21 protein-coding genes are annotated in these 21,905 nt (G+C 59.2%); 16 read left to right on the forward strand and 5 right to left on the reverse strand.

From position 1 onward, the window contains the following. Together ABRP87_RS00005 and ypfJ are read right to left on the reverse strand one after the other, a co-directional pair. Nucleotides 1-346: IS110 family transposase (locus ABRP87_RS00005; protein ID WP_349866927.1), on the reverse strand; the 346-nt coding region annotated here is incomplete at its 3' end. A gap of 374 nt (nucleotides 347-720) precedes the next feature. Then, nucleotides 721-1,602, reverse strand: a complete 882-nt coding sequence (ypfJ, locus tag ABRP87_RS00010) for a KPN_02809 family neutral zinc metallopeptidase (RefSeq protein WP_349866929.1) — start codon at nucleotides 1,600-1,602, stop codon at nucleotides 721-723. Nucleotides 1,603-1,843: 241 nt separating this feature from the next. On the opposite strand from ypfJ, the gene aspS reads away from it, so the two are divergent. From aspS to ABRP87_RS00090, 16 genes are all read left to right on the forward strand, one after another. Next, a complete protein-coding gene (aspS, locus tag ABRP87_RS00015; RefSeq protein ID WP_349866930.1) occupies nucleotides 1,844-3,670 on the forward strand; it encodes an aspartate--tRNA ligase in 1,827 nt (608 codons plus the stop codon). A gap of 124 nt (nucleotides 3,671-3,794) precedes the next feature. Continuing rightward, the gene (locus tag ABRP87_RS00020) at nucleotides 3,795-5,009 is read left to right on the forward strand and encodes a phosphotransferase family protein (protein ID WP_349866932.1); all 1,215 of its coding nucleotides are present in this window, start codon (nucleotides 3,795-3,797) and stop codon (nucleotides 5,007-5,009) included. Between the two features lie 31 nt (nucleotides 5,010-5,040). Continuing rightward, nucleotides 5,041-6,426 (forward strand): replication-associated recombination protein A, encoded by a 1,386-nt coding sequence (locus ABRP87_RS00025; RefSeq protein WP_349866933.1) that lies wholly within the window; start codon nucleotides 5,041-5,043, stop codon nucleotides 6,424-6,426. A gap of 127 nt (nucleotides 6,427-6,553) precedes the next feature. Then, nucleotides 6,554-9,238, forward strand: a complete 2,685-nt coding sequence (alaS, locus tag ABRP87_RS00030) for an alanine--tRNA ligase (protein WP_349866935.1) — start codon at nucleotides 6,554-6,556, stop codon at nucleotides 9,236-9,238. 9 nt (nucleotides 9,239-9,247) lie between these two features. Next, a complete protein-coding gene (gene ruvX / locus ABRP87_RS00035) occupies nucleotides 9,248-9,799 on the forward strand; it encodes a Holliday junction resolvase RuvX (protein ID WP_349866937.1) in 552 nt (183 codons plus the stop codon). Nucleotides 9,800-9,836: 37 nt separating this feature from the next. After that, complete coding sequence (gene mltG / locus ABRP87_RS00040; RefSeq protein ID WP_349867123.1) at nucleotides 9,837-11,030, forward strand: endolytic transglycosylase MltG; 1,194 nt, start codon at nucleotides 9,837-9,839, stop codon at nucleotides 11,028-11,030. Between the two features lie 35 nt (nucleotides 11,031-11,065). Then, nucleotides 11,066-11,884 carry a shikimate dehydrogenase gene (locus ABRP87_RS00045; protein ID WP_349866939.1) on the forward strand — a complete coding sequence of 273 codons (819 nt, stop codon included), beginning with the start codon at nucleotides 11,066-11,068 and terminating at the stop codon, nucleotides 11,882-11,884. A 71-nt stretch (nucleotides 11,885-11,955) separates the two neighbouring features. After that, the gene (locus tag ABRP87_RS00050) at nucleotides 11,956-12,357 is read left to right on the forward strand and encodes a prepilin peptidase (RefSeq protein ID WP_349866941.1); all 402 of its coding nucleotides are present in this window, start codon (nucleotides 11,956-11,958) and stop codon (nucleotides 12,355-12,357) included. A gap of 61 nt (nucleotides 12,358-12,418) precedes the next feature. After that, nucleotides 12,419-13,630 carry a chorismate synthase gene (aroC, locus tag ABRP87_RS00055; protein ID WP_349866943.1) on the forward strand — a complete coding sequence of 404 codons (1,212 nt, stop codon included), beginning with the start codon at nucleotides 12,419-12,421 and terminating at the stop codon, nucleotides 13,628-13,630. Continuing rightward, complete coding sequence (locus ABRP87_RS00060) at nucleotides 13,631-14,170, forward strand: shikimate kinase (protein WP_349866945.1); 540 nt, start codon at nucleotides 13,631-13,633, stop codon at nucleotides 14,168-14,170. 55 nt (nucleotides 14,171-14,225) lie between these two features. After that, a complete protein-coding gene (gene aroB / locus ABRP87_RS00065; protein WP_349866947.1) occupies nucleotides 14,226-15,296 on the forward strand; it encodes a 3-dehydroquinate synthase in 1,071 nt (356 codons plus the stop codon). Between the two features lie 2 nt (nucleotides 15,297-15,298). Next, nucleotides 15,299-15,727, forward strand: coding sequence for a type II 3-dehydroquinate dehydratase (gene aroQ / locus ABRP87_RS00070; RefSeq protein WP_005283201.1), 429 nt, complete (start codon nucleotides 15,299-15,301; stop codon nucleotides 15,725-15,727). A 135-nt stretch (nucleotides 15,728-15,862) separates the two neighbouring features. Continuing rightward, entirely contained in the window at nucleotides 15,863-16,969 is a 1,107-nt protein-coding gene (locus ABRP87_RS00075) for a M24 family metallopeptidase (protein WP_349866949.1), read from the forward strand. Between the two features lie 141 nt (nucleotides 16,970-17,110). Beyond that, nucleotides 17,111-17,674, forward strand: a complete 564-nt coding sequence (gene efp / locus ABRP87_RS00080; protein ID WP_023017433.1) for an elongation factor P — start codon at nucleotides 17,111-17,113, stop codon at nucleotides 17,672-17,674. A gap of 9 nt (nucleotides 17,675-17,683) precedes the next feature. Then, complete coding sequence (gene nusB / locus ABRP87_RS00085) at nucleotides 17,684-18,322, forward strand: transcription antitermination factor NusB (RefSeq protein ID WP_349866951.1); 639 nt, start codon at nucleotides 17,684-17,686, stop codon at nucleotides 18,320-18,322. A gap of 90 nt (nucleotides 18,323-18,412) precedes the next feature. Continuing rightward, nucleotides 18,413-19,267 carry a PPK2 family polyphosphate kinase gene (locus tag ABRP87_RS00090; protein ID WP_349866952.1) on the forward strand — a complete coding sequence of 285 codons (855 nt, stop codon included), beginning with the start codon at nucleotides 18,413-18,415 and terminating at the stop codon, nucleotides 19,265-19,267. Between the two features lie 102 nt (nucleotides 19,268-19,369). Here the strand turns inward: ABRP87_RS00090 and ABRP87_RS00095 are convergent, their stop codons facing one another. From ABRP87_RS00095 to ABRP87_RS00105, 3 genes are all read right to left on the reverse strand, one after another. Continuing rightward, entirely contained in the window at nucleotides 19,370-19,891 is a 522-nt protein-coding gene (locus ABRP87_RS00095; protein ID WP_005283188.1) for a YbjN domain-containing protein, read from the reverse strand. Next, nucleotides 19,884-20,375, reverse strand: a complete 492-nt coding sequence (locus tag ABRP87_RS00100; protein ID WP_005283185.1) for a YbjN domain-containing protein — start codon at nucleotides 20,373-20,375, stop codon at nucleotides 19,884-19,886. Before ABRP87_RS00100 ends, ABRP87_RS00095 begins: the two co-directional genes overlap by 8 nt. A gap of 74 nt (nucleotides 20,376-20,449) precedes the next feature. Further along, nucleotides 20,450-21,802, reverse strand: a complete 1,353-nt coding sequence (locus ABRP87_RS00105; protein ID WP_349866955.1) for a TIGR01777 family oxidoreductase — start codon at nucleotides 21,800-21,802, stop codon at nucleotides 20,450-20,452. Nucleotides 21,803-21,905 lie beyond the last annotated feature (103 nt).

The following is a 21,905-nucleotide window of genomic DNA, read 5'->3' on the forward strand; positions in this document are numbered from 1 at the left end:
GAAGGTTCTTGCCAGCATGGGCAATGATGTAGGCATCTCGGATGTCCGTTTTGGCGTTTCCGGCATGGATGCGTGAGAGCTGACGCATTGCCAAGCCGGGAAGATAGCGCACATCAATTCCAAGGTCTTGGGCTACCGCAACAGTAAGCCGACCAATGTTATTAGGCTGGTCAACAACGACAAGGACCTTGTTGTTACCAGAGTAGAAATTCGAAAAGAGCGCGCGTAAAGCCTGCTCGTTTTGATTGATTCGTTTGGATAGAACCTGGGCGCCGTGGCTATCTAAGACGCAAGCGTGGTGGAAGTATTTTCCAACATCCATTCCAATGACATAGTCGTAGACCATGTCAGACCTCCTAGCGAGTTGAACGAGTATGAGACTAGTTTCATCGCTGGTGGTCGGACATACTTCACGCTGGCATCCACATTACTTTGAGACCTCACACACTTGATGTGGGTCAGGTTCCTATTAGCAGTTTGGAGTATGTCACTGCCTTCGGCGGCATCACCCCCCGGATCATTGTCAGACAGGGACGAAAATAAGCCATACCGAAGCCAGCGACTAGTTCCACTGCTCCTGAAAAAGAAAAGCAAAAGGAACGCAGACAAACATAACCTGCCCCGGCATGGGGGCAGAGTTACGAATCCTGGGTAACCTCAAGCGGAACTGCTAACAACGTAATGGGATTGTTCCCAGTGGAGTGAAGAGAAGGAAGGGTATTAGCTGTAGACCCCGCGCCCCAAGGTGTCGCACTCAGCCATGCGGCCGGAATTATAACCAGCAAGGAACGCCTGTTGGCGTTGCTCGGAGGAGCCGTGCGTCCACGCATCGGGTTGGACCTGCCCGGTGGAACGGCGCTGAATATTATCGTCACCCACAGCCTGCGCCGCGGTGACCGCATCCGCAACTTGCTGCTGGGAAATCGGCTCCAGCAGCGCATCCTCGCCCTTATCCGCGTGAGAGGCCCAAATTCCCGCATAGCAATCTGCCTGGAGCTCGATCTTTACCGCGTTTGAATCCGCGCCGGGGTCGTTATAATCAGAAAGCTGCAGCGTGCCCTCGAGCTGCTGAATGTGGTGGCCAAACTCGTGGGCGACGATGTACATCTGCGCGAACGGGGCATTGTGCGCGCCGTAGTTGCTCAGTGAATCGAAAAACGTGGTGTCAAAATACGCCGACTGGTCGGCGGGGCAATAAAACGGCCCCGTGGCCGAAGACGCAGTGCCGCAGCCGGAATTGGTGGAACCATTAAAAATAACCCGGCCAGGGTGGGTGTATTCGATGCCGGCTTGCTCGGGCAGCTCGGCGGTCCACACATTGTCTACACTCATAGCGGTAAACATAACCCGGCAGTCATCGTATTTATTGCCGTCCTCTGCCGTTTGGCAGTGATCGAAGGCAGAATCATCGGCGCCAGAATGAGAGCCGGATTGTGACTGTTCATTGCCCAACAGGGCGCCAATATCGGAGGGGTTTCCTCCCAATAAGAGGTAGAGCCCTACAAGCACAACGGAGCCGACGCCGCCGCCTATCGCGAGGCCACCGCCACCGCCGGAGGTTGCGCGCTGGCCATCAAAATCGGCACCAGATTTAAACGTCATGACTAAATAGTGCCACACCTTTATAGCGTCGTCAGTGCGTACCAGGCATATTTATGCCCGGTACAGGCGGCGGTGCTGGGTTCGTGACCGTGTTCTGAGGCTTAAATGGGCTTAATAGGAGCGGAAGTGGCGGTGGGATGTAGAATTGGCCAAGTTCCTAGTCTTGCGCTTGGTTGGGCGCGCGCTGTTTACGCGTGGCTGGACCCGCAAGTAACTCCATTTCAGAAGGGATTGAATTATAGTGCTGCGTACCCATTTGGCCGGTGAGCTCCGCAAAGAACTGGTAGAAGAGACCGTAACCCTAACCGGTTGGGTGTCTCGTCGCCGTGATCACGGCGGCGTCATCTTCATCGACCTGCGCGATCGTTCTGGTATTGCCCAGGTGGTCTTCCGCGAATCCGATGTGGCAGAGCGCGCCCACGACCTGCGTTCGGAATACTGCGTCAAGGTAACCGGCGTGGTGGAGCCGCGCCCTGAGGGCTCCGAAAACCCGAACCTGCCTTCCGGAGAGATCGAGGTCAACGTCACCGACCTGGAGGTGCTTAACAAATCCGCAGCGCTGCCCTTCCAGGTAGATGATCCCTCCGCCTCTGGTGAGGTAGGCGAGGAGACCCGCCTGAAGTACCGCTACTTGGATCTGCGCCGCGAGCGCCAGGCAAAGGCCCTGCGCCTGCGCTCTGCTGCCAACCGCGCGGCCCGTAACGTGCTGGATAAGCACGATTTCGCCGAAATCGAAACCCCTACCTTGACCCGCTCTACCCCAGAGGGTGCGCGCGACTTTTTGGTGCCTGCCCGCCTGAAGCCGGGCTCCTGGTACGCGCTGCCGCAGTCGCCGCAGCTATTCAAGCAGCTGCTGATGGTAGCTGGCATGGAGCGCTACTACCAGATCGCGCGGTGCTACCGCGATGAGGACTTCCGCGCCGACCGCCAGCCGGAATTTACCCAGCTAGACGTGGAGATGTCCTTTGTGGATCAAGATGATGTCATTGCGCTTGGTGAAGAGATTGTCAAGGAGCTGTGGAAGCTCATCGGCTACGACATTCAGACCCCAATCCCGCGCATGACCTATGCCGATGCCATGAAGTACTACGGCTCCGATAAGCCGGATCTGCGCTTCGATATCAAGATCGTCGAGTGCACGGAGTTCTTCAAGGACACCACCTTCCGCGTTTTCCAGAACGAATACGTCGGTGCCGTAGTCATGGACGGCGGTGCTTCGCAGCCGCGCCGCCAGTTTGATGCATGGCAGGACTGGGCCAAGCAGCGCGGCGCCAAGGGCCTTGCCTACATCACCGTCGCAGAGGACGGCACGCTGGGTGGGCCAGTGGCCAAGAACATTACCGACGCTGAGCGCGAGGGCATCGCCGAGCACGTTGGCGCAAAGCCCGGTGACGCCATCTTCTTCGCCGCCGGCGATACCAAGTCTTCCCGCGCGCTGCTGGGTGCGGCCCGCGGTGAAATTGCCAAGAAGCTCGACCTCATCAAGGAGGGCGACTGGGCTTTTACCTGGGTCGTTGACGCCCCGCTCTTTGAGCCTTCTGCTGATGCCACCGCTTCCGGCGATGTGGCCTTGGGCCACTCCAAGTGGACCGCGGTGCACCACGCCTTTACCTCGCCGAAGCCGGAGTGGATCGATTCCTTCGACGAGAATCCGGGCGAGGCCACGGCGTATGCATACGACATCGTCTGCAACGGCAATGAGATCGGCGGCGGTTCCATCCGTATCCACCAAGAAGATGTGCAAAAACGCGTCTTTGAGGTCATGGGCATCGGCGATGAGGAAGCACAAGAAAAGTTCGGCTTCTTGCTCGACGCCTTCTCCTACGGCGCACCTCCACACGGCGGCATCGCCTTTGGCTGGGACCGCATCGTATCCCTCTTGGGCGGCTTTGACTCCATCCGCGACGTCATTGCCTTCCCGAAGTCTGGTGGCGGCGTGGATCCGCTTACCGATGCCCCCGCGCCCATCCCCGCCGCACAGCGCAAGGAGACCGGCGTGGACTTCAAGCCGGAGAAGAAAAAGAACGGCGAAGAGGCTAAGGCCGCGAAATCTGAGCAGGAGAACTAGCTCTTAGGCTCGCTATCACGACACCACTTTTAGGGTAAGCGGGGCGCGCGCCCTCGCCGCAGTAGAACCTTGTGCGGCAAGGGTGTAGCCCCGCTTTGTGTTGGCGGGCATACTGGATAGAACTATGGTTGATACACAGACAGTGCTTTCGGCCGATGAGGTCATTGGTGCCGCATCGGAAATGTTGTCGCGCCGCTTTGGTGGTACGCCGGAAATGTCAGACATTGAGGATCTAGGCGGATCCGGCAATGCCTTAGTCCTGCGTGCGAAGGTTGCCCCTAGCGCCTTTTTGCCGCATCGCTCTGTGGTCATCAAATACAATCCGGTCACCGGCTACGGCGTGGATGACGCAGCGATGCTGCGGGAGGTCGTGGCCTATCAATTCACCACCGCCTTAGCAGAAGACGTGCGCCCGGGGCCGGTGCTGCTTGCGCACGATTTAGACCGGCGCATCATCGTCCTGACGGATTTGGGTGAAGCCGAGACCCTTGCGGATGTGCTCTTAGAATCCGGCGATGAGGATCGCATTCGGATCCTGCGCTCCTTGGGCACGGCATTAGGGCATATCCACGTAGGCACCGCAGATCATGAGCAGGATTTCGAGACCCTGCTGAACCGCACCTTGCGGCATAACCCGGAATACGCCGATCACCAATCCGTGCGCGATCAGTCCCTGTATCGCTCCATCGGCATCGGGCTGAACCTGCTTGATGAGGCGGGGCTCAAAGCCCCGGAGAGTTTTCGCAGCTTGGCCGATCAAGCCGCTGAATCCCTCGCCTCCGGCAAGGATAGGGCCTTTACTCCCTTCGATTTATCGCCGGATAACATCATCGTTTCCAAGCGCCTGCACTTCTTGGACTATGAATGGGCCGGTTTTAGGAACGTGGGCTTTGACGTCGCGTGCGTTATCGCGGGCTTCCCGCAGTTCCTGTTTTCTAAGCCAATTACGGATAAGGAAGCAGATACATTCCTCGCCGCATGGTCGCGCGAAGTATCTGAGGTATGGCCGCGCTTTGCCGATGAAGACGAACTGCACGGCCTTATCGTTGCTTCCCTCATTGGTTGGGCGTTGTCGAGCGTGACCACGATGCACGCTGGCGGAATCGAGGGATTGGTTGCCCTTGCTAGCGGCGACGCGGAGATCGTCCACGACCCGCAGCGCTCGATTCTGCGCCCGCCAAATAGCGGGCCATTTAACGAGGACGAGCTATTGGTGCGCCAAGACCTCTATGAAACCTTCGACGCGCTCGCGCGCTACGCCGCCCAATGCGGGACCGCACCGTGCACGTCCATCGCGGAGTTTGGCAACCTTGTTGCCCGCCGCGTCCACGACGAATAATCACTACACCTTTCTGGGGAGCTAAAACCACATGAGCCAGGATTCTCTCTTCGGCGCCTCTCCCAATGCTGGTGGCAGCATGGGAGGCGATGGCTCGGCATCGTCTTTTCCCACGGCCAATCTCTTTGCCACGCACTCCGGTTCGCCCTTGGCCGCCCGCATGCGCCCACAGACCCTAGAAGAAGTCGTGGGGCAGGATCACCTCCTTGCCCCCGGCAAGCCGCTGCGCCGCTTGGTTGAAGGGTCTGGCGAGGCCTCGGTCATTTTGTATGGTCCGCCCGGGACCGGCAAGACGACGATTGCCTCGCTCATCGCCAGCCAGATGGGCCAAAACTTCGTTGGCCTCTCCGCCCTTGATTCAGGGGTAAAGCAGGTGCGTGAAGTCATTACCCACGCCCGGCAGGAACTCATCCACGGCCGCAGGACGGTGCTTTTTATTGATGAGGTTCACCGCTTCTCCAAAACCCAGCAAGACGCCTTGCTGGCAGCGGTGGAAAACCGGACGGTTCTGCTCGTTGCGGCGACGACCGAAAACCCATCCTTTTCGGTCGTCTCGCCGCTTCTTTCCCGCTCGCTGCTTTTGCAGCTGCACTCGCTGAGCGAGGAGGATCTTAAGGGCGTAGCCCGCCGCGCGTTAGACAGCGATCGGGGGCTAGGCGAGCGCGAGCTGACCATTACCGATGAGGCGCTCAATCAGCTCGTCGTGCTCTCTGGGGGCGATGCCCGGCGCAGCCTGACCTACCTCGAGGCGGCCGCGGAAGCAGTAGACGATGGCGGCGAAATCACCGCAACCACGATTACGGATAACGTGAATCGGGCGGTGGTGCGCTATGACCGCGACGGCGATCAGCACTACGACGTGACTTCTGCGTTCATCAAATCCATCCGCGGCTCCGATGTTGATGCCGCGCTGCACTACCTAGCGCGCATGGTGGAAGCCGGCGAGGATCCCCGGTTTATTGCCCGCCGCCTGATGGTTCACGCCTCAGAAGATATTGGCATGGCTGATCCCACCGCCTTGCAAGTCGCCGTCGCTGCCGCAGAGGCGGCGCAACTCATTGGCTTGCCGGAAGCGCGCATCCCACTGGCGCAGGCAACGATTCACTTGGCGACGGCGCCGAAATCGCCGTCCGTCATCGCTGCCATTACTAAGGCACAGGCCGACGTCGCCGCTGGCAAGGTCGGCCACGTGCCGCCGCACCTGCGCGATGGGCACTATGAGGGCGCCAAGCGGCTGGGAAATGCGACGGGGTATTCCTATCCCCACGATGACCCGCGCGGGGTAGTGGAGCAACAATACCTGCCCGATGAGCTCGAAGGCACCGTATATTATGAGCCCACGGAGCACGGCGCTGAAAAACGAATCTTTGACTATATTGGCCGTTTGCGCAGGATACTTCGCGGCAAGCGCCGCTAAGTTCTAGGCGGCATGGCCGCTTTTGGCCCCACCGATGGGCATAGCCTGCCTACCTGTAGGTAAAGTTGGGTGGGTTAGAAAGCTTCTTGATGGAAGATAAAAGCTTAGACAGTTAGGATTATTGCTCGTGAAGACTCATGAGATCCGGGAACGGTTTACCCAGCACTTCGTCAATTCTGGTCACGAGGTTGTCCCCAGCGCCTCTTTGATCCTGGATGACCCTAACCTGCTTTTCGTTAACGCGGGCATGGTGCCCTTCAAGCCCTATTTCTTGGGCCAGCAGACTCCACCATTTTCGCAAGGCCTTGCCACCTCTATCCAAAAGTGCGTGCGCACCTTGGATATCGAGGAGGTGGGCATTACCACCCGCCACAACACCTTCTTCCAAATGGCGGGCAACTTCTCCTTTGGTCAGTATTTCAAGGAAGGCGCCATTTCCAATGCATGGAACCTGCTGACCAAAGAAGTAGAAGACGGCGGGTTTGGCCTGGATCCGGAGCGCCTGTGGGTCACCGTGTACCTCGATGACGATGAGGCAGCGGAAATCTGGCGCGATAAGATCGGCGTGCCGGAAGAGCGCATCCAGCGCCTTGGCATGGAAGATAATTACTGGTCCATGGGCGTGCCGGGTCCGTGTGGCCCCTGCTCGGAAATCTATTACGATCGCGGCCCCGAATACGGCAAGGACGGCGGCCCGATTGCGGACGATAACCGCTACATGGAGATCTGGAACCTCGTGTTCATGCAAAATGAGCGCGGCGAGGGAACCGGAAAGGGCGATTTTGAGATCGTCGGCGAGCTGCCGAAGAAAAACATCGATACCGGCTTGGGCATCGAGCGCGTCGCCTGCCTCTTGCAGGGCGTAGACAACGTGTACGAGACCGACCTGTTGCGTCCGGTCATTGACGTCGCCGAGGAGCTTACCGGCGCCACCTACGGCGAGAAGGCAACGCAGCAGGATAATATCCGCTTCCGCGTGGTGGCTGACCACTCCCGCACCGGCATGATGCTCATTTTGGATGGTGTTACCCCAGGAAACGAGGGCAGGGGCTATATCCTGCGCCGCTTGTTGCGCCGCATCATTCGCTCCGCTAAGCTGCTCGGCGCCGAGGGTGCCACCATGGAGCGCTTCATGAATACGGTCATGGACACCATGACCCCGTCTTATCCCGAGATTGCGGATAACCGCGAGCGAATCCTGCGCGTGGCCATCAACGAGGAAAAGGCGTTTTTGAAGACGCTGGAGTCTGGCACCAAGCTTTTCGATGAAGCCGTAGACGACCTGCGCTCCACCCACCGCGCCAAGACCCAAAAGGTGCTCTCCGGTGACAAGGCCTTCGAGCTGCACGATACCTACGGTTTCCCTATCGACCTCACCCTGGAAATGGCGCAAGAGGCCGGCCTCGACGTGGACATGGACGGCTTTAATGCCGCCATGGGCGAGCAGCGCCGCCGCGCCAAGGCCGATAACCAGGCCAAGAAGCACGGTCACACCGACCTCTCCTTGTACCGCGATTGGGTGGATAATAACCCCACCGTATTCACCGGCTATGAGGAACTGTTCTCGGGCGCGAACGTCATCGGCCTGGTCAAAGATGGTCAGAAGGTCAACGAGGTACACGAGGGCGATGAGGTTGAGGTCATTTTGGACCACTCGCCGCTCTACGCCGAGTCCGGTGGACAGATGGCTGACCGCGGCCGCATTTCCGCGGGCGAATCCCTCTTGGAGGTCAATGACGTCCAAAAGATTGGTAAGAAGCTGTGGGTACACAAGGCTTCCGTTACCGCCGGTGGGCTCGACCTTGGCATGTCCGTTGAGGCTTCCGTAGATGAGAAGTGGCGCCACGGTGCGACCCAGGCCCACTCGGCCACCCACCTCATCCACGCGGCCCTGCGCCAGGTGCTGGGACCCACCGCCGTGCAGGCGGGCTCCCTTAACCGCCCGGGCTACCTGCGCTTCGACTTCAACTACACCGAGCAGTTGAGCCAGGAGCAAATGGAAGAAATCGCGCTTATCACCAACCAGGCGATCGATTCCAATATGGCCGTCAACACCATTGAGACCTCGCTGGAAGAGGCCAAGGCGATGGGCGCCATGGCCCTGTTCGGTGAAAACTACGGTAACCAGGTGCGCGTGGTCGAAATCGGCGGACCATTTTCCATCGAGCTCTGCGGCGGCACCCACGTGGGTTCCTCGGCAGAGATTGGACCCGTGTCCGTGCTTGGCGAGTCCTCGGTGGGCTCCGGCGCCCGCCGTATCGAGGCCTACTCCGGCATGGATGCCTTCCGGTACTACTCCAAGGAAACCGCGCTGGTAGAGGGCGTTTCCCGCGAGCTAAAGGTGCAGTCTGAGGAACTCCCGGAGCGCATTTCGCAGCTTTCGGAGCGTCTCAAGGCCGCCGAAAAGGAAATTGAGGGTCTGCGCAAGGCGCAACTGACCGCGCGCGCCTCTGAAATCATCGACTCGGCTACCGAGGTCAATGGCATCAAGACCATTACGCTTCAGCTTCCCGATGGCACTTCTGGCGGCGACCTGCGCACCGTGGCCACCGATATCCGCAACCGGATGAAGGATACGGCCGCGGTCATCGTGCTTGGCGCGGTGGATAAGGGTAAGTTCCCGTTCATTGCCGCAGCTACAGCCAAGGCTGTGGACGAGGGCGTGAAAGCTGGGGACATCGTCAAGCGCCTCGGCGAATACGTCAACGGCCGCGGCGGCGGCAAGCCAGACATGGCGCAGGGCTCTGGTACCGCGTCGGAAGGTGCGCAGCGGGGCTTTGAGGCCGTCAAGGATCTGTTGCAGTCGCGATAAGGATTCATTGTGGCTAAGGTTGAACCAGATTCCCCCGGAGTGGATGACCCAGGCGAGGGCCGCCGGTTAGCACTCGACGTAGGAACAGTGCGAATTGGCGTCGCGGTATCCAACCGCGAGGCCACCCTCGCTACCCCTGTGGAAACCGTTCCCAGGAAGACCGGCTTCAAAGACCGCGATCAAGAAGACATTGATCGAATTCTCGAGCTTATTGAGGCATATTCCGCTGTAGAAGTCATTGTTGGTTTGCCGCGTGATTTACACGGAAATGGGTCAAAAAGTGTAAAACACGCGAAAGAAATTGCGTTTCGGATTCGACGCCGCTTGAATCAAGATGAAAATATAGATAAAGTTCCACCATCAGTACGCTTGGCTGATGAACGTTTGACGACGGTAGCGGCAACCACCGCGCTGCGCGCGTCCGGCGTGTCCGAAAAGAAGGGCAGAAAAATCATTGACCAAGCTGCAGCGGTGGAAATACTACAGTCCTGGCTGGATGGGCGTGCTAACGCGCTCCGCTCGGATGATGCAGTAGCCCAGCCTTCAAACTCAGGAGACTAAACACGTGAGCCGTAACCAACAACGCCCCGGGCGATCGATGGATGATAAGTACGTCAAGCGGCGCCAGCGCGGCATCGCCGTGGTGGTCGCATCCGTCATCGTCATTCTAGGAGCTCTGATCTACATCGGAGTACGCATCGGCACTTCTTCGGCCGACTACGAAGGGGCCGGTAACGGCACCACGCAATTGGTGGAGGTCCCCGAAGGATCCTCCATGTCCGAGCTGGGGCCCACGCTCGTGGAAAAGAATGTAGTCAAGACCCAAGAGGCATTCGACTCTGCGGCTTCGATGAACCACAGTGCCAGCCAGATTCAGCCTGGCTTCTACCGGCTGCAGGAAGAAATGAGTGCGGCGAATGCGGTAGACGCATTGCTTGATGAAAACAACCGTGTGGACATGCTTGAGGTCCAAGGTGGTGCGACCTTGGAGGATGTCAAGGTCGTCGGTGGTGACGTGCGCTTCGGCATCTACTCTTTGATCTCCCAGGTCAGCTGCGATGACGGCAATTGCTTGGAAAAGGAAGAGCTGGAAAAGGCAGCGGCAGAAACCGATCCTAAGGAGCTCGGCGCACCGGATTGGGCACTGGACGCTATCAAGAAACGTGGAAATGATCCGAAGCGTATTGAGGGCCTCATTGCCCCTGGTCAGTACGTGCTCGACCCGAATATGAGCGCCAAGGACATCCTGAAGGACCTCATTACCCGTTCGGCCAAGCGCTATGAGGAAACCGATATCGAAAACCGCGCCAAGGCCATTGGGCTTTCGCCGTACGAGCTTTTGACCTCTGCTTCCTTGGTCGAGCGTGAGGCACCCGCCGGCGAATTCGACAAGGTCGCCCGCGTTATCCTGAACCGCCTGGACGAGCCCATGCGCCTCGAGTTCGACTCCACCGTGAACTACGGCCTAGAGGATGTCGAGCTGGCCACCACCGATGAGGCGCGTGGTGAGAAGACTCCGTGGAATACCTACGCTAAGGAAGGCCTGCCGGATACGCCGATTTCCTCGCCTTCTGATGAGGCAATCCGCGCCATGGAAGAACCTGCCGATGGTAACTGGAAGTTCTTCGTCACCGTGGATAAGGACGGCACCACCGTGTTCTCCGATACCTACGATGAGCACCTGGACCGCGTGGATGATGCCATCCGCTCCGGCGTCCTCGACTCACAGCGCGAGGGCGAAGGGGCAGGTGCCGGCAACGGCGATGCCGCCTCGGACCAACCGGCTGAGTAGGCACTAGGCCGCAGCCAGAAAGGTAGACGCTCTCCATGCCGCGTGCCGCAGTACTCGGTAGCCCCATCGCACACTCCTTATCGCCTATCCTGCACAACGCGGGGTATGCAGCAGTGGGGCTCAAGGAGTGGTCCTATACCCGCTTTGAGGTGACGGCCGATACCCTTGTTCCATTCTTGGAAGAATGCGGCCCCGAGTACCGCGGCTTTTCCGTGACCATGCCCGGTAAGTTCGCCGCGCTCGAGGCAGCGGAAGAACAAAGCGATAGGGCGCAGCTTATCGGTTCCGCCAATACCTTGGTTCGCACCGAACATGGGTGGCGCGCGGATAATACCGATACTGAGGGCGTGCGCGGTGCCCTGCAAGAACTCATTGGGCTTCGACCCGTCTCTCAGGCGCTTATTATCGGCGCGGGTGGTACCTCCCGTCCGGCGCTGTGGGCCTTAGCGGAACGCGGGATCGATCAAGTCACCATCTTGAACCGCTCCAACCGCCAAGCGGAGCTCCAGCCGCTGGCGGACCGGCTCGGGCTCAATTTGCAGTATGCAACCTTTGACGATGACCTCGAGGACCTTTCCCGCTCCGCGGATTTGATTATTTCCACGGTGCCTTCGGCTGCGTTAGAGGAATATCGCTTCCAGCTTGCCCATGCCCCAGTGCTCGATGTGATCTATCACCCGTGGCCTACGACGCTCGCCGCCTGCGCCGCCGCGAATGGCTACTTCACCGTGGGCGGGCATGTCATGCTGGCGCATCAAGCATTTAGCCAATTCGAGCAATTCACCGGGCTTACCGCACCGCGCGAAGAGATGGTTGCGGCACTGCAGGAAGAGCTTTGCCTGCGCAACCTTTAACCACGCTGGGAATACGCCTATGTGCGCCGTCTTGCCATGAAGAGTGGCAGGGCGGCGCTTAGCCTTATGCCATGGGGATTTTCGGGGGATTAATTTATGGCCTGTGGGCGTCCGCGTTGTCCTGGTGGGATATCCGCGAACGGCGCTTGCCCGATGCGCTGACCATCCCCGTTGGGGTGTTATCGGTCACCTTTGCCACTTGGGGTGGGTTAGCCTGGCCATTGCTATACCTCCTAGTGGCGCTTTTTGGCGCCGGCATCGGCGGGGGAGATATTAAATTGGCCCTGCCGCTGGGCATGCTCGTTGGTGCCACGGCAGGCCCACTGGCGGTTATCATCGCCTGCGGCGGTTCCGCTGTACTCACGCTGCTCGCAAGCGGCATCGCGCGGGCCAAGGGCGGTGTGCCCCACGGGCCCTCGATGGTGGTATCCGCCGGGCTGGTCATGGCCGCGTATCCCCTCTTTGAGGGGTGAGGCGAATATATTGGGGTGCCTAGTTGCTCCGTGTGCATAGGTGCCGTGCGATAATACCCGCATGCTTCGTTGGACTACCGCTGGTGAATCCCACGGCCAGGCACTTATCTCCATGGTGGAGCACATGCCGGCCGGAGTACCCATTACCCGTGCTGATATTTCTCATCAGCTGGCGCGGCGCCGCCTAGGATATGGCCGCGGTGCGCGCATGAAGTTCGAGGCCGATGAGGTCACGCTGCTCGGCGGCGTCCGCCACGGGCTGACGATTGGTAGCCCCATTGCCATCATGATTGGCAATACAGAGTGGCCGAAATGGACCACCGTCATGTCCGCAGATCCCATCGATATGGATGACGAGGACGTAGCAAAGGCGATGAATTCGGGCCGTGGCGCGCCCTTGCAGCGCCCGCGCCCAGGCCACGCTGATTTTGCGGGCATGGTGAAATATAATCACAGCGAGGCCCGACCCATCTTGGAGCGTTCTTCTGCGCGCGAGACCGCTGCGCGGGTTGCCGCCGCGACCGTAGCGCGGAACTTCCTGCGGGAAACGTTGGGCGTTGAGGTCTTTTCCCACGTGATTTCTATCGGCGCATCGCAGCCCTATGCCGGTCCTTCCCCGAGTTTTGCGGATATCGAGGACATCGATAACTCTCCGGTGCGCGCCTTTGGCAAGGATGCCGAATCTTCGATGATTTCAGAGATCGAATCCGCAAAGAAGCAGGGCGATACCTTAGGCGGTATCGTCGAGGTAATCGTCGATGGCCTCCCCATTGGCCTCGGCTCACACATCTCGGGCGATGACCGCTTGGACGCGCAGCTCGCCGGAGCATTGATGGGTATTCAGGCCATCAAGGGCGTAGAAATTGGCGATGGCTTCGAAGAAGCGCGTCGACGCGGCTCCGAAGCCCACGATGAGATGGTCCGCACCGAGGATGGCGTAACTCGCCTGAGCAACCGGGCCGGCGGCTTGGAAGGCGGCATGACTAACGGGCAGCAATTGCGGGTCCGCGCCGCTATGAAACCGATTTCCACGGTGCCGCGCGCCTTGCAGACGATCGATATGGAAACCGGTGCGGATGCAACCGCAATTCACCAGCGTTCAGATGTTTGTGCCGTGCCTGCAGCAGGAGTGGTGGCTGAAGCCATGGTGTCACTCGTGCTAGCGCGCGCAGTTTTAGATAAATTTGGCGGGGATAGCTTGAGCGAGACCTCCCGCGCCATTGCTGCGTATGAAGAATACGTTTCGCAGCGACTCGCCTTTAACCAGGAGTAAATGATGACAACGCCCACCGATGTAACGGGACAACCGCATCCTTGCGTCGTATTGATTGGCCCGCCCGGGGCGGGAAAGTCCACGATTGGCCGCCGGCTTTCGCATGCGCTGAATTGCGATCTGGTGGACTCGGATTACCTGATCGAAATGGCCGAGGGAAAACCCTGCGGCGAGGTCTTTAGTGAGAAAGGCGAACCGGCGTTTCGCGAGCTCGAGGCCGAACACGTCGCTGAAGCCTTGCAGAAGGGTGGGGTAGTAAGCCTGGGCGGCGGCGCGGTGATGACGGCCTCCACGCGCGAGCTTCTGGAGCGCCACACCGTCGTCTTCCTCGATATTTCCGCAGAAGAAGGCGCGCGCCGCACGGCCGGCGACCGCAATCGCCCAGTGCTAGCAGCAGAGAATCCGGTTGAACATTATCGTTCTATCGTGGAAACGCGCCGGCCCTTCTACCTGGAGGTGGCCGATTTTCGCGTGCGCACGGATACTCGCTCCCCGCAGCAGGTCGTGGGCGATATCCTGGGCTTTTTAGAAACCCTCTAGCCGGGAACCCCACCCGCATCCCTGCAGGTTATCGCTGCGTAGAAAGGACAACCCAATGCCCACCATCGCCGTTAACGGACCGAGCCCGTATGAGGTCCGCATTGGAGCGGGTCTTAGCGAAGATATCGCGCGGCGCTGCGCGGACACGGGTGCCGATAAAGCGGCGGTGATCTTTCAACCTGCCCTGCGCACCGCCGCAGAAGAACTCGCGAAATCAGTAGAAGCACAGGGCGTCGCCCCCGTCTTGTGCGAGGTGCCGGATGCTGAGGCGGCGAAGCAATTGAGCGTGGTGGGAAACGTGTGGGACCGCCTTGGTGAGGCGGGTTTTAGCCGCAGCGATGTCGTCATCGGCATAGGCGGCGGGGCAACTACGGATATGGCAGGCTTTGTCGCCGCCGGATGGATGCGCGGCATCAAGGTCATTCAGGTTCCTACGACCCTTCTCGCCATGGTTGATGCCGCGGTGGGCGGGAAAACCGGAATCAATACGAAGGCCGGGAAGAACCTCGTCGGCGCCTTCCACGAGCCGGACTCCGTATTCGTCGATCTGGAACGCCTACACACCCTGCCGCAGGCGGAAATCGTGGCTGGTTCCGCGGAGATCATTAAGACCGGGTTCATTCATGATCCGGTCATCGTGGAACGCTACGTGGAAAATCCAGGTGCTTGCCTTGACCCACGCGGTGTCCTGCCGGAACTGATTGAGCGTTCCATCGCGGTGAAAGCAGCGGTGGTGGGAGAAGACCTCAAGGAAGCCGGGCTGCGCGAGACCCTCAATTATGGGCATACCTTTGGCCACGCCATAGAAAGGCAGGAAAACTACGCGTGGCGCCACGGCAATGCGGTCGCCGTAGGCATGATGTTCATCGCCCACCTTTCCCATCAGCGGGGCCTGATAGATGCGGACCTCGTGGAATTGCACCGCAGCATCCTGACCAATATCGGCCTGCCTACGACGTATCAACCAGGCAAATTCGCGGAATTATATGAGGCGATGACCCACGATAAGAAAAACCGCGACGGGAAGATCCGCTTCGTGGCGCTAACCGGAATCGGCGCGACGACGCGGATAGAGGGCCCTACGCGCGAGGAACTAGAAGCGGCATATGCCGCCATTACGGAGTAGATATGAAAATCGTTGTTCTTAATGGGCCAAACTTAAATAGGTTGGGCAAGCGCCAACCAGACGTCTATGGTTCCACGACGCTGAGTGATGTTGAAAAGCTCGTGTCCGAGCGTGCGGCGAAGCACGGGGCCGAAGTCAAATTTTTCCAGTCGAATTTTGAAGGCGAGCTTATTGAGAAGGTCCACGAGGCCGCCGATGCCGGAAGTGCCGTCATCATTAACCCAGGTGGGCTGACGCATACCTCTGTCGCCCTGCGCGACGCCTTGGCAGAGATTGCCGATGGCGCAGGCTTCGTGGAGGTGCATATCTCCAACGTGCATGCCCGCGAAGAATTCCGCCAACATTCTTATTTAAGCCCCATTGCCCGCGGCGTCATCGCTGGCTTGGGGGTCTTTGGATATTGCGCCGCGGTGGATTATTTGTGCCAATAATTGCCCGCCCGAAGCGCGCCCTATCGGGTGCAGGCAGTAAGTAGGTACTGAACCTAGCCACCTGCGCCGCGGAAATAGTTATAGTGGAAGAATAAATTTTTTAAGCTTCACTACGTTCCCGCAAAGGATGATTTTATGGCACTTGCAGATACCCGTTTCAGCGACCGCCGCCGGAAGCTAGCGGCCGAATTAGCTGGTCAGCGCATTGATGCGGTATTGGTGACCCACTTGATCCACGTCCGCTACTTGTCCGGATTCTCCGGCTCCAACGGTGGGCTGCTGCTGCGCAAGGATCTCTCCGCGCTCATGGCTACCGATGGCCGCTATACCACCCAGATTGCCCAGGAAGTCCCGGATCTTGAGGCGGTGGAGGGCCGCGCTGTGGGCAAGGTGCTCCTGCAGCAATTCGACAAGGATGAGACCCCGGTCCGCGTCGGCTTCGAAGCCGACTACATGTCTGTATCGGAACTGGAGGATTTGAAGGATTCCGCACCGGATGGGGTCACCTTGGTGCCGATTTCTGGAATCATTGAGGATATCCGCATCACGAAGGATCCTGTCGAGCTGGAAAAGCTGGAGGAGATCGCGGCGCTTGCTAACCAGGCTTTGGAAGACCTCATTTCCGCTGGTGAGCTGCGGGCGGGCCGCACGGAGCGCGAAATTGCCGCTGACCTGGAATTCCGCATGCGCATCCTGGGGTCCGAGCGAGTGAGCTTTGATACCATCGTGGCCTCTGGCCCGAACTCCGCCATGCCGCACCACAGCGCGGACGACCGCGTGATCGAGGACGGGGACTTGGTCACCATCGATTTCGGCGCTCACCTGCGCGGATTTAACTCCGACTGCACCCGCACCTATGTCGTGGGCACAGCAAATGACTTTGCCAAGGAGATCTACGATGTCGTGCTGCGCGCCCAGCAGGCTGGTGTCGAGGCTGCGGTTGCGGGCACGTCGCTTTCCGATGTCGATGCCGCCTGCCGCACTATCATCGCCGACGCCGGATACGGCGACTACTTCGTTCACTCCACCGGACACGGCGTGGGCTTGGACGTGCACGAAGCACCCTTTGCCGCCACGACCGGTAAGGGCGAGCTGGCCCCAGGGATGACGCTGACCATCGAACCGGGCGTGTATGTGCCGGGCAAGGGCGGTGTGCGCATCGAAGATACGCTGATTATCACCGATGGAGCCCCGAAGATCATTACCGCCGCCTCCAAGGATTTTACGGAGCTGCCCGTATAGGTAGGCTTGGCACCTGCGACTCCTCCCACCTAGGGGAGGAGATTTTTAGGGGGTGCCGATGGCCCAGCGGGTGAAGGGTATCCGGTAGGCTTATACTTTGCTTTCAACCTTTCAACCACAATATTCGGGAGTTTAACCGCAATGGCTGATACTACTGATTTCAAGAACGGACTCGTTCTCAAGATTGACAACAAGCTGATGCAGATCACCGAGTTTCAGCATGTGAAGCCGGGCAAGGGCCCAGCGTTCGTGCGCACCAAGCTCAAGGACGTCGTCTCCGGAAAGACCGTGGACAAGACTTGGAACTCGGGCGTCAAGGTAGAAACCGCCACGGTGGACCGCCGCGACATGACCTACCTGTACAACGACGGCACCAGCTACGTCGTCATGGATGAAAAGACCTTCGAGCAGTTCGAGCTTTCTCCGGATAAGTTTGGCGATGCCGCACGTTTCCTGCTGGAAAACATGCGCGTGCAGGTCTCCTTCTACGAGGATGAGGCATTGTTTGCGGAGCTTCCTATCTCCGTAGACCTCAAGGTAGAGCACACCGAACCAGGCCTGCAGGGTGACCGTTCCTCTGGCGGCACTAAGCCCGCCACGCTGGAGACCGGCGCCGAGATCCAGGTCCCGCTGTTCATTGAAATCGGCAATGTACTAAAGATCGATACCCGCACCGGCGAGTACCTGTCCCGCGTCAACAACTAGGGCCTTATCTTGTCTGATAACACTGCTAAGCGGGATATCAATCATAAACGGCATACCGCGCGCTACCGGGCACGCCGGCGCGCAGCGGATATCCTCTATGAAGCGGAGAACCGGGACGTCGATCCCGTCGTCATCGTTGAGGATCGCGTTGCTTTGGCGCGCGAAGATCGCCACGCGGTAGCCCCCATCGCGGACTACACCAAGGTCATCGTCCAAGGCGTAGCAGAAGAGCTGGACGCGATCGATGACACGATCTCGCGGTATCTTTCCCAGAATTGGGAGCTGCACCGCATCCCCGCCGTCGATCGCGCGATCCTGCGCCTTTCAGTCTGGGAGCTATTGTTTAATCCGGATGTTCCCACCGCGACGGCCGTCGTGGAGGGCGTGGAGCTGGCCTCGCAGTATTCCCACGATCAAGCCGCACCGTATATCCACGCGGTCTTGGATGACGTCGCACAATCTCGTTCCGAGCTAAGCCCGATGAATAACGACGGCGATGAGGAAGAAAGCGACGACGCGGAAGCCGAGGATTCCCAAGAGGACTCTGCGGACTCGACGCACACAGAGGCGCCAGGGGAGACAGAGGAGTCCGAAGAGTCAGCCCCGGCTGCGGAACCGGAAGCAGACGCGGAAGAGGAAAACTCTTAAATCAAACTGTTCTCCGTCTCCCGCTGCGCTGTGCCGCGGGAGACAGCCGGTTCGCACGGCCCATACCGTGGCGTTTGTACAATAATTGCCATGGGTAAATTTAAGATCAAAGATGCGCTCGACCTCCGCGCCGGAAAGACCTTCCAGCTTGCCGATGTCGATCCCACGGCGACTCCAGGATTCGATGGTTCAAAGTCTGACTTAGAAGACCGCTTCAAACGCTATGACGATGAGCTCTATGATTTGCAGGAGCGCCTTTTTGCCAATGGTAGGGCGCATGCCGATGATGCGCCCTCGTTATTAGTGGTCCTGCAAGGAATGGATACCTCCGGCAAAGGCGGGGCCATTCGCCACGTCTTTTCCGTCTTTGATCCGCAGGGCACGAAGACCGTCGGTTTTGGCAAGCCCACGGAAGAGGAAATGCAACACGATTTCCTGTGGCGCATCCGCAAACACGATCCGGTTCCTGGCCAGGTCGTGGCCTTTGACCGCTCTCACTACGAAGACGTGCTGATTCAACGCGTGCACGAGTGGGTGGATGAGGAAGAGATCGACCGCCGCTTTGAGGCGATTCGTGAGTATGAGCAAGAGCTCGCCGGAAAGCGGGTAAAGATCTTGAAGGTCTTTTTGCACATCTCGCCGGAGTTCCAAAAGGAAAACCTCATCGAGCGCACCGAGCGCGAGGATAAGTTCTGGAAGTACGATCCTTCAGATCTTGAAGAGCGCGGCTATTGGGATAAATACATGGCGGCCTATGAGGATGCCATCCGCCGGACGGATGAGCTCTGGGCACCGTGGTTTGTCATCCCCACGGATAATAAGAAGTACGCGCGCATGGCCTTGAAATACCTCATCGTCGATGCTCTGCGGCACCTCAACTTGTCATGGCCCGCGCCGGAATTCGATCCGGAGGCAGAAAAGCAGCGCATTCTAGATGCTGACTAGGCACTAGCCGCCCAAAAACCCGCACCGTCGCCGCGCCATAGCACGCGAGTGTGCGAGGCGGGCGAAATAAGTGCGGGGAGAGGGCCTAGGGAGAAAGGCGGGCTAGGCGTTTCCAGATGGCGTGGAGTTGTCCTCGCCGTTATTGCCGGCTTTCGCTGCGGTTTCAGAACCGAGCTTGGCCATTTCTTCGGCGGCAGAAACCATGGCGTCCTGGCCGTTGATGACGGCATCGACGGCCTTCTTTAAAGCGGTGGTGAGCTGCTCATCGGTCATTCCGGCCGCGGCGGGAATATCGCGCTCGGTGCGGACGACGAGCATGTCATCGTGCTCAGAAATGACTGCTCGGGCGCCGAATGCGACAGAGTTGATCTGGTTGGCGGCGAGGAAGAGCCCGGCATCGGCCTTGGAGAACGAGGCATCGGTTGGCACATCGCAGCGCACGATGACAACGGAATCCAGGACCGCAAACATAGTGGGCAGGCCATTGAGGTTGGCGGTGGCAGCGTCAATTTCGCCCTCCACCTTGGTCAGCTCAATATCGAAGGTGCCCATGGCAGCAACGACGCGGTCCAGATCGACCTCGGGCAAGTTATTTTCGGTAGATGCGGTGGATGCATTAGTCATGGTTATGCTCCTCCCAGGTGACAAGCTGTGGGTAGTGCTCTTCAACAAAAGCCATGGACTGCAGCATGGAGTCCAAGGTGGACATCACGAAGGCACCGATCTGGTTGCGGGACAGGCCATGGGAAATGTTGATTTCGCGCACGCCGGAGACGGCCAGATTATTTTCGGACGATTCAAAAAAGCGCAGGGTGGGCGCGAAGTGCTGCTGGTTCCACTTATTGAGGACCATGAGCAATTGCGGGCCTTCAGAGGCTGGGGCGTTGCCGCGCCAGACGGAGTCTGCCACGAGGACATCGTCACGCACCTGCAGTGCAATGGCGATATTGGAAAAGCCGGTGCGCAGGATCTTTACCGTCTCGCCTTCGCCGACGGTCTGTTCTTCTACGCGGTACTCGAGCTTTTCGGAGTCAAAAATCTCACCGATGCGCTCGAGGGTGACATCCTCAATGGGCGTATCGGGATACAGGGTTGGTTCTTCAGACACGTAAGTAGTCTCAATCCATGTACTAATCGGGGATAATGGTCAACCCTGCCTAGTTTACCTAACTCATAGCGCTCCTACTGTGACTCCCACAGGCTTTCGCCGCCAAGTTCGTGCGCCAAAGCGCCCTCGATGGTGGGGTAGCGGAAGGTATGGCCTAGATCCTCAAGCACCTGTGGTTTCACGCGCTGGTCGGCCAAGGCGAGTTCTTGTGCGCCTTGCTTGCCCAGGAGCAGAGCGGGGCCGAATTGGGGGATCGGCAGGAACGTGGGGCGGTGCAATTCGGACCCCAAGGCGGAAACGAAGTCTTTATTGAGCACCGGGTTTGCCGATGCCCCATTGACCGGCCCCGCAAGCTTCTCATCCACGATGGCGCGGATATAGGCATCGGTGAGATCGTCTAAGGCGACCCAGCTGTACCAAAAGTTGCCGTCACCAAAGGCGCCGCCCAATCCTGTGGAAAACAGCGCGCGTAAGAGCGGTAGCAGTCCGGAATTGCCGGACATCACGATGCCGGTGCGGATATTGACCACGCGTTTTCCGGACTCACGGGCGGGCGCGCAGGCTTTCTCCCAGTCCACTGCGACATCGGCAAGAAAGCCTTCGCCGCGCTCGGCGTCCTCAGTTAGCAGCTCAGCGCCGCGCTCGGAACCGTAGAAGCCGATGGCAGAGGCGCACACCATCGCCTGCACGGAATCGGTGCCGGCGACTAGGCGGGCGAGGTTTTCGGTGGGGCCCACGCGGGAGTCGCGGATATCGGACTTGTGGCTGTCATTAAAGCGCCCAAAGATGGGCTCGCCCGCCAGGTGTACGAGCACGTCGACGCCCTCGAGGAGATCGGGCCGCGGGTGGTGCGGGCGCCACTCGCGCTGGCCTGCCTCCGCCGTGCCGCGCACGAGAGGGATCACGGTGTGGCCCAGGGTTTGTAGCTGCGCGGTCAGCGCGCTGCCCACGCTGCCGTGAGAGCCGGTCATAGCGATGGTCAAGGGCTTGTGGCCGAGCTGGCCTTCGCGCAGGCGGTTTTCAAAGGCAATATCCTGGGTGAGCTGGTGCTGCCGGTAGGCGAATACCGAGTTGAGGGCGGTGGCGGGAATGCGAGTATCTACCTCGTCCGTAATCAGCGTGCCGTCTGGATGATCGGCAAAACGGTGCGTATGGCGCCACTTGGCAAATTTGCGGATGGGGGCGTTGACGCACACATCGCTGAAGCTGTACCCGGCCTGGTAGCGCGCAAGATCGTGCTGTGCCGTCCACTGCAAACCACCGGGCAGGGCGAGCAGGGAGGTGCCAGTGCCCAGATCAGTGGCCTGCTGCACCGGCTTCATGAATGCGAACGGTGGGTTCAGGCGTGCCAAGGCTCCTGGCCGGGTATGCCATTGCCAGACGTGTTCGCGGGAGGCTGGGACTACGTGCTGCGCGGAGAAACTCACTGCGTGGTGCACCTCTTTCGGCTAAGCCTCACCCACGGGGTGGGTAAGGTGCTAGAGTAATACGTGTCTATCAGCATAGACGTCTACAAGTTCATTGACAGGC

The sequence above is a fragment of the Corynebacterium sp. KPL2830 genome, from assembly GCF_040225635.1.
In the GTDB taxonomy this organism is placed as follows: Bacteria; Actinomycetota; Actinomycetes; order Mycobacteriales; family Mycobacteriaceae; genus Corynebacterium.

What these genes read in the sequence shown, in the direction of transcription:
- ABRP87_RS00025 (WP_349866933.1), top strand. Translation starts at nt 5,041, where the DNA reads ATGAGCCAGGATTCTCTCTTCGGCGCCTCTCCCAATGCTGGTGGCAGC.
- ABRP87_RS00045 (WP_349866939.1), top strand. Translation starts at nt 11,066, where the DNA reads ATGCCGCGTGCCGCAGTACTCGGTAGCCCCATCGCACACTCCTTATCG.
- ABRP87_RS00020 (WP_349866932.1), top strand. Translation starts at nt 3,795, where the DNA reads ATGGTTGATACACAGACAGTGCTTTCGGCCGATGAGGTCATTGGTGCC.
- aroB (WP_349866947.1), top strand. Translation starts at nt 14,226, where the DNA reads ATGCCCACCATCGCCGTTAACGGACCGAGCCCGTATGAGGTCCGCATT.
- mltG (WP_349867123.1), top strand. Translation starts at nt 9,837, where the DNA reads ATGGATGATAAGTACGTCAAGCGGCGCCAGCGCGGCATCGCCGTGGTG.
- aroC (WP_349866943.1), top strand. Translation starts at nt 12,419, where the DNA reads ATGCTTCGTTGGACTACCGCTGGTGAATCCCACGGCCAGGCACTTATC.
- aroQ (WP_005283201.1), top strand. Translation starts at nt 15,299, where the DNA reads ATGAAAATCGTTGTTCTTAATGGGCCAAACTTAAATAGGTTGGGCAAG.
- ABRP87_RS00050 (WP_349866941.1), top strand. Translation starts at nt 11,956, where the DNA reads ATGGGGATTTTCGGGGGATTAATTTATGGCCTGTGGGCGTCCGCGTTG.
- ABRP87_RS00090 (WP_349866952.1), top strand. Translation starts at nt 18,413, where the DNA reads ATGGGTAAATTTAAGATCAAAGATGCGCTCGACCTCCGCGCCGGAAAG.
- efp (WP_023017433.1), top strand. Translation starts at nt 17,111, where the DNA reads ATGGCTGATACTACTGATTTCAAGAACGGACTCGTTCTCAAGATTGAC.
- ABRP87_RS00060 (WP_349866945.1), top strand. Translation starts at nt 13,631, where the DNA reads ATGATGACAACGCCCACCGATGTAACGGGACAACCGCATCCTTGCGTC.
- ABRP87_RS00075 (WP_349866949.1), top strand. Translation starts at nt 15,863, where the DNA reads ATGGCACTTGCAGATACCCGTTTCAGCGACCGCCGCCGGAAGCTAGCG.
- ABRP87_RS00095 (WP_005283188.1), bottom strand. Translation starts at nt 19,891, where the DNA reads ATGACTAATGCATCCACCGCATCTACCGAAAATAACTTGCCCGAGGTC.
- ypfJ (WP_349866929.1), bottom strand. Translation starts at nt 1,602, where the DNA reads ATGACGTTTAAATCTGGTGCCGATTTTGATGGCCAGCGCGCAACCTCC.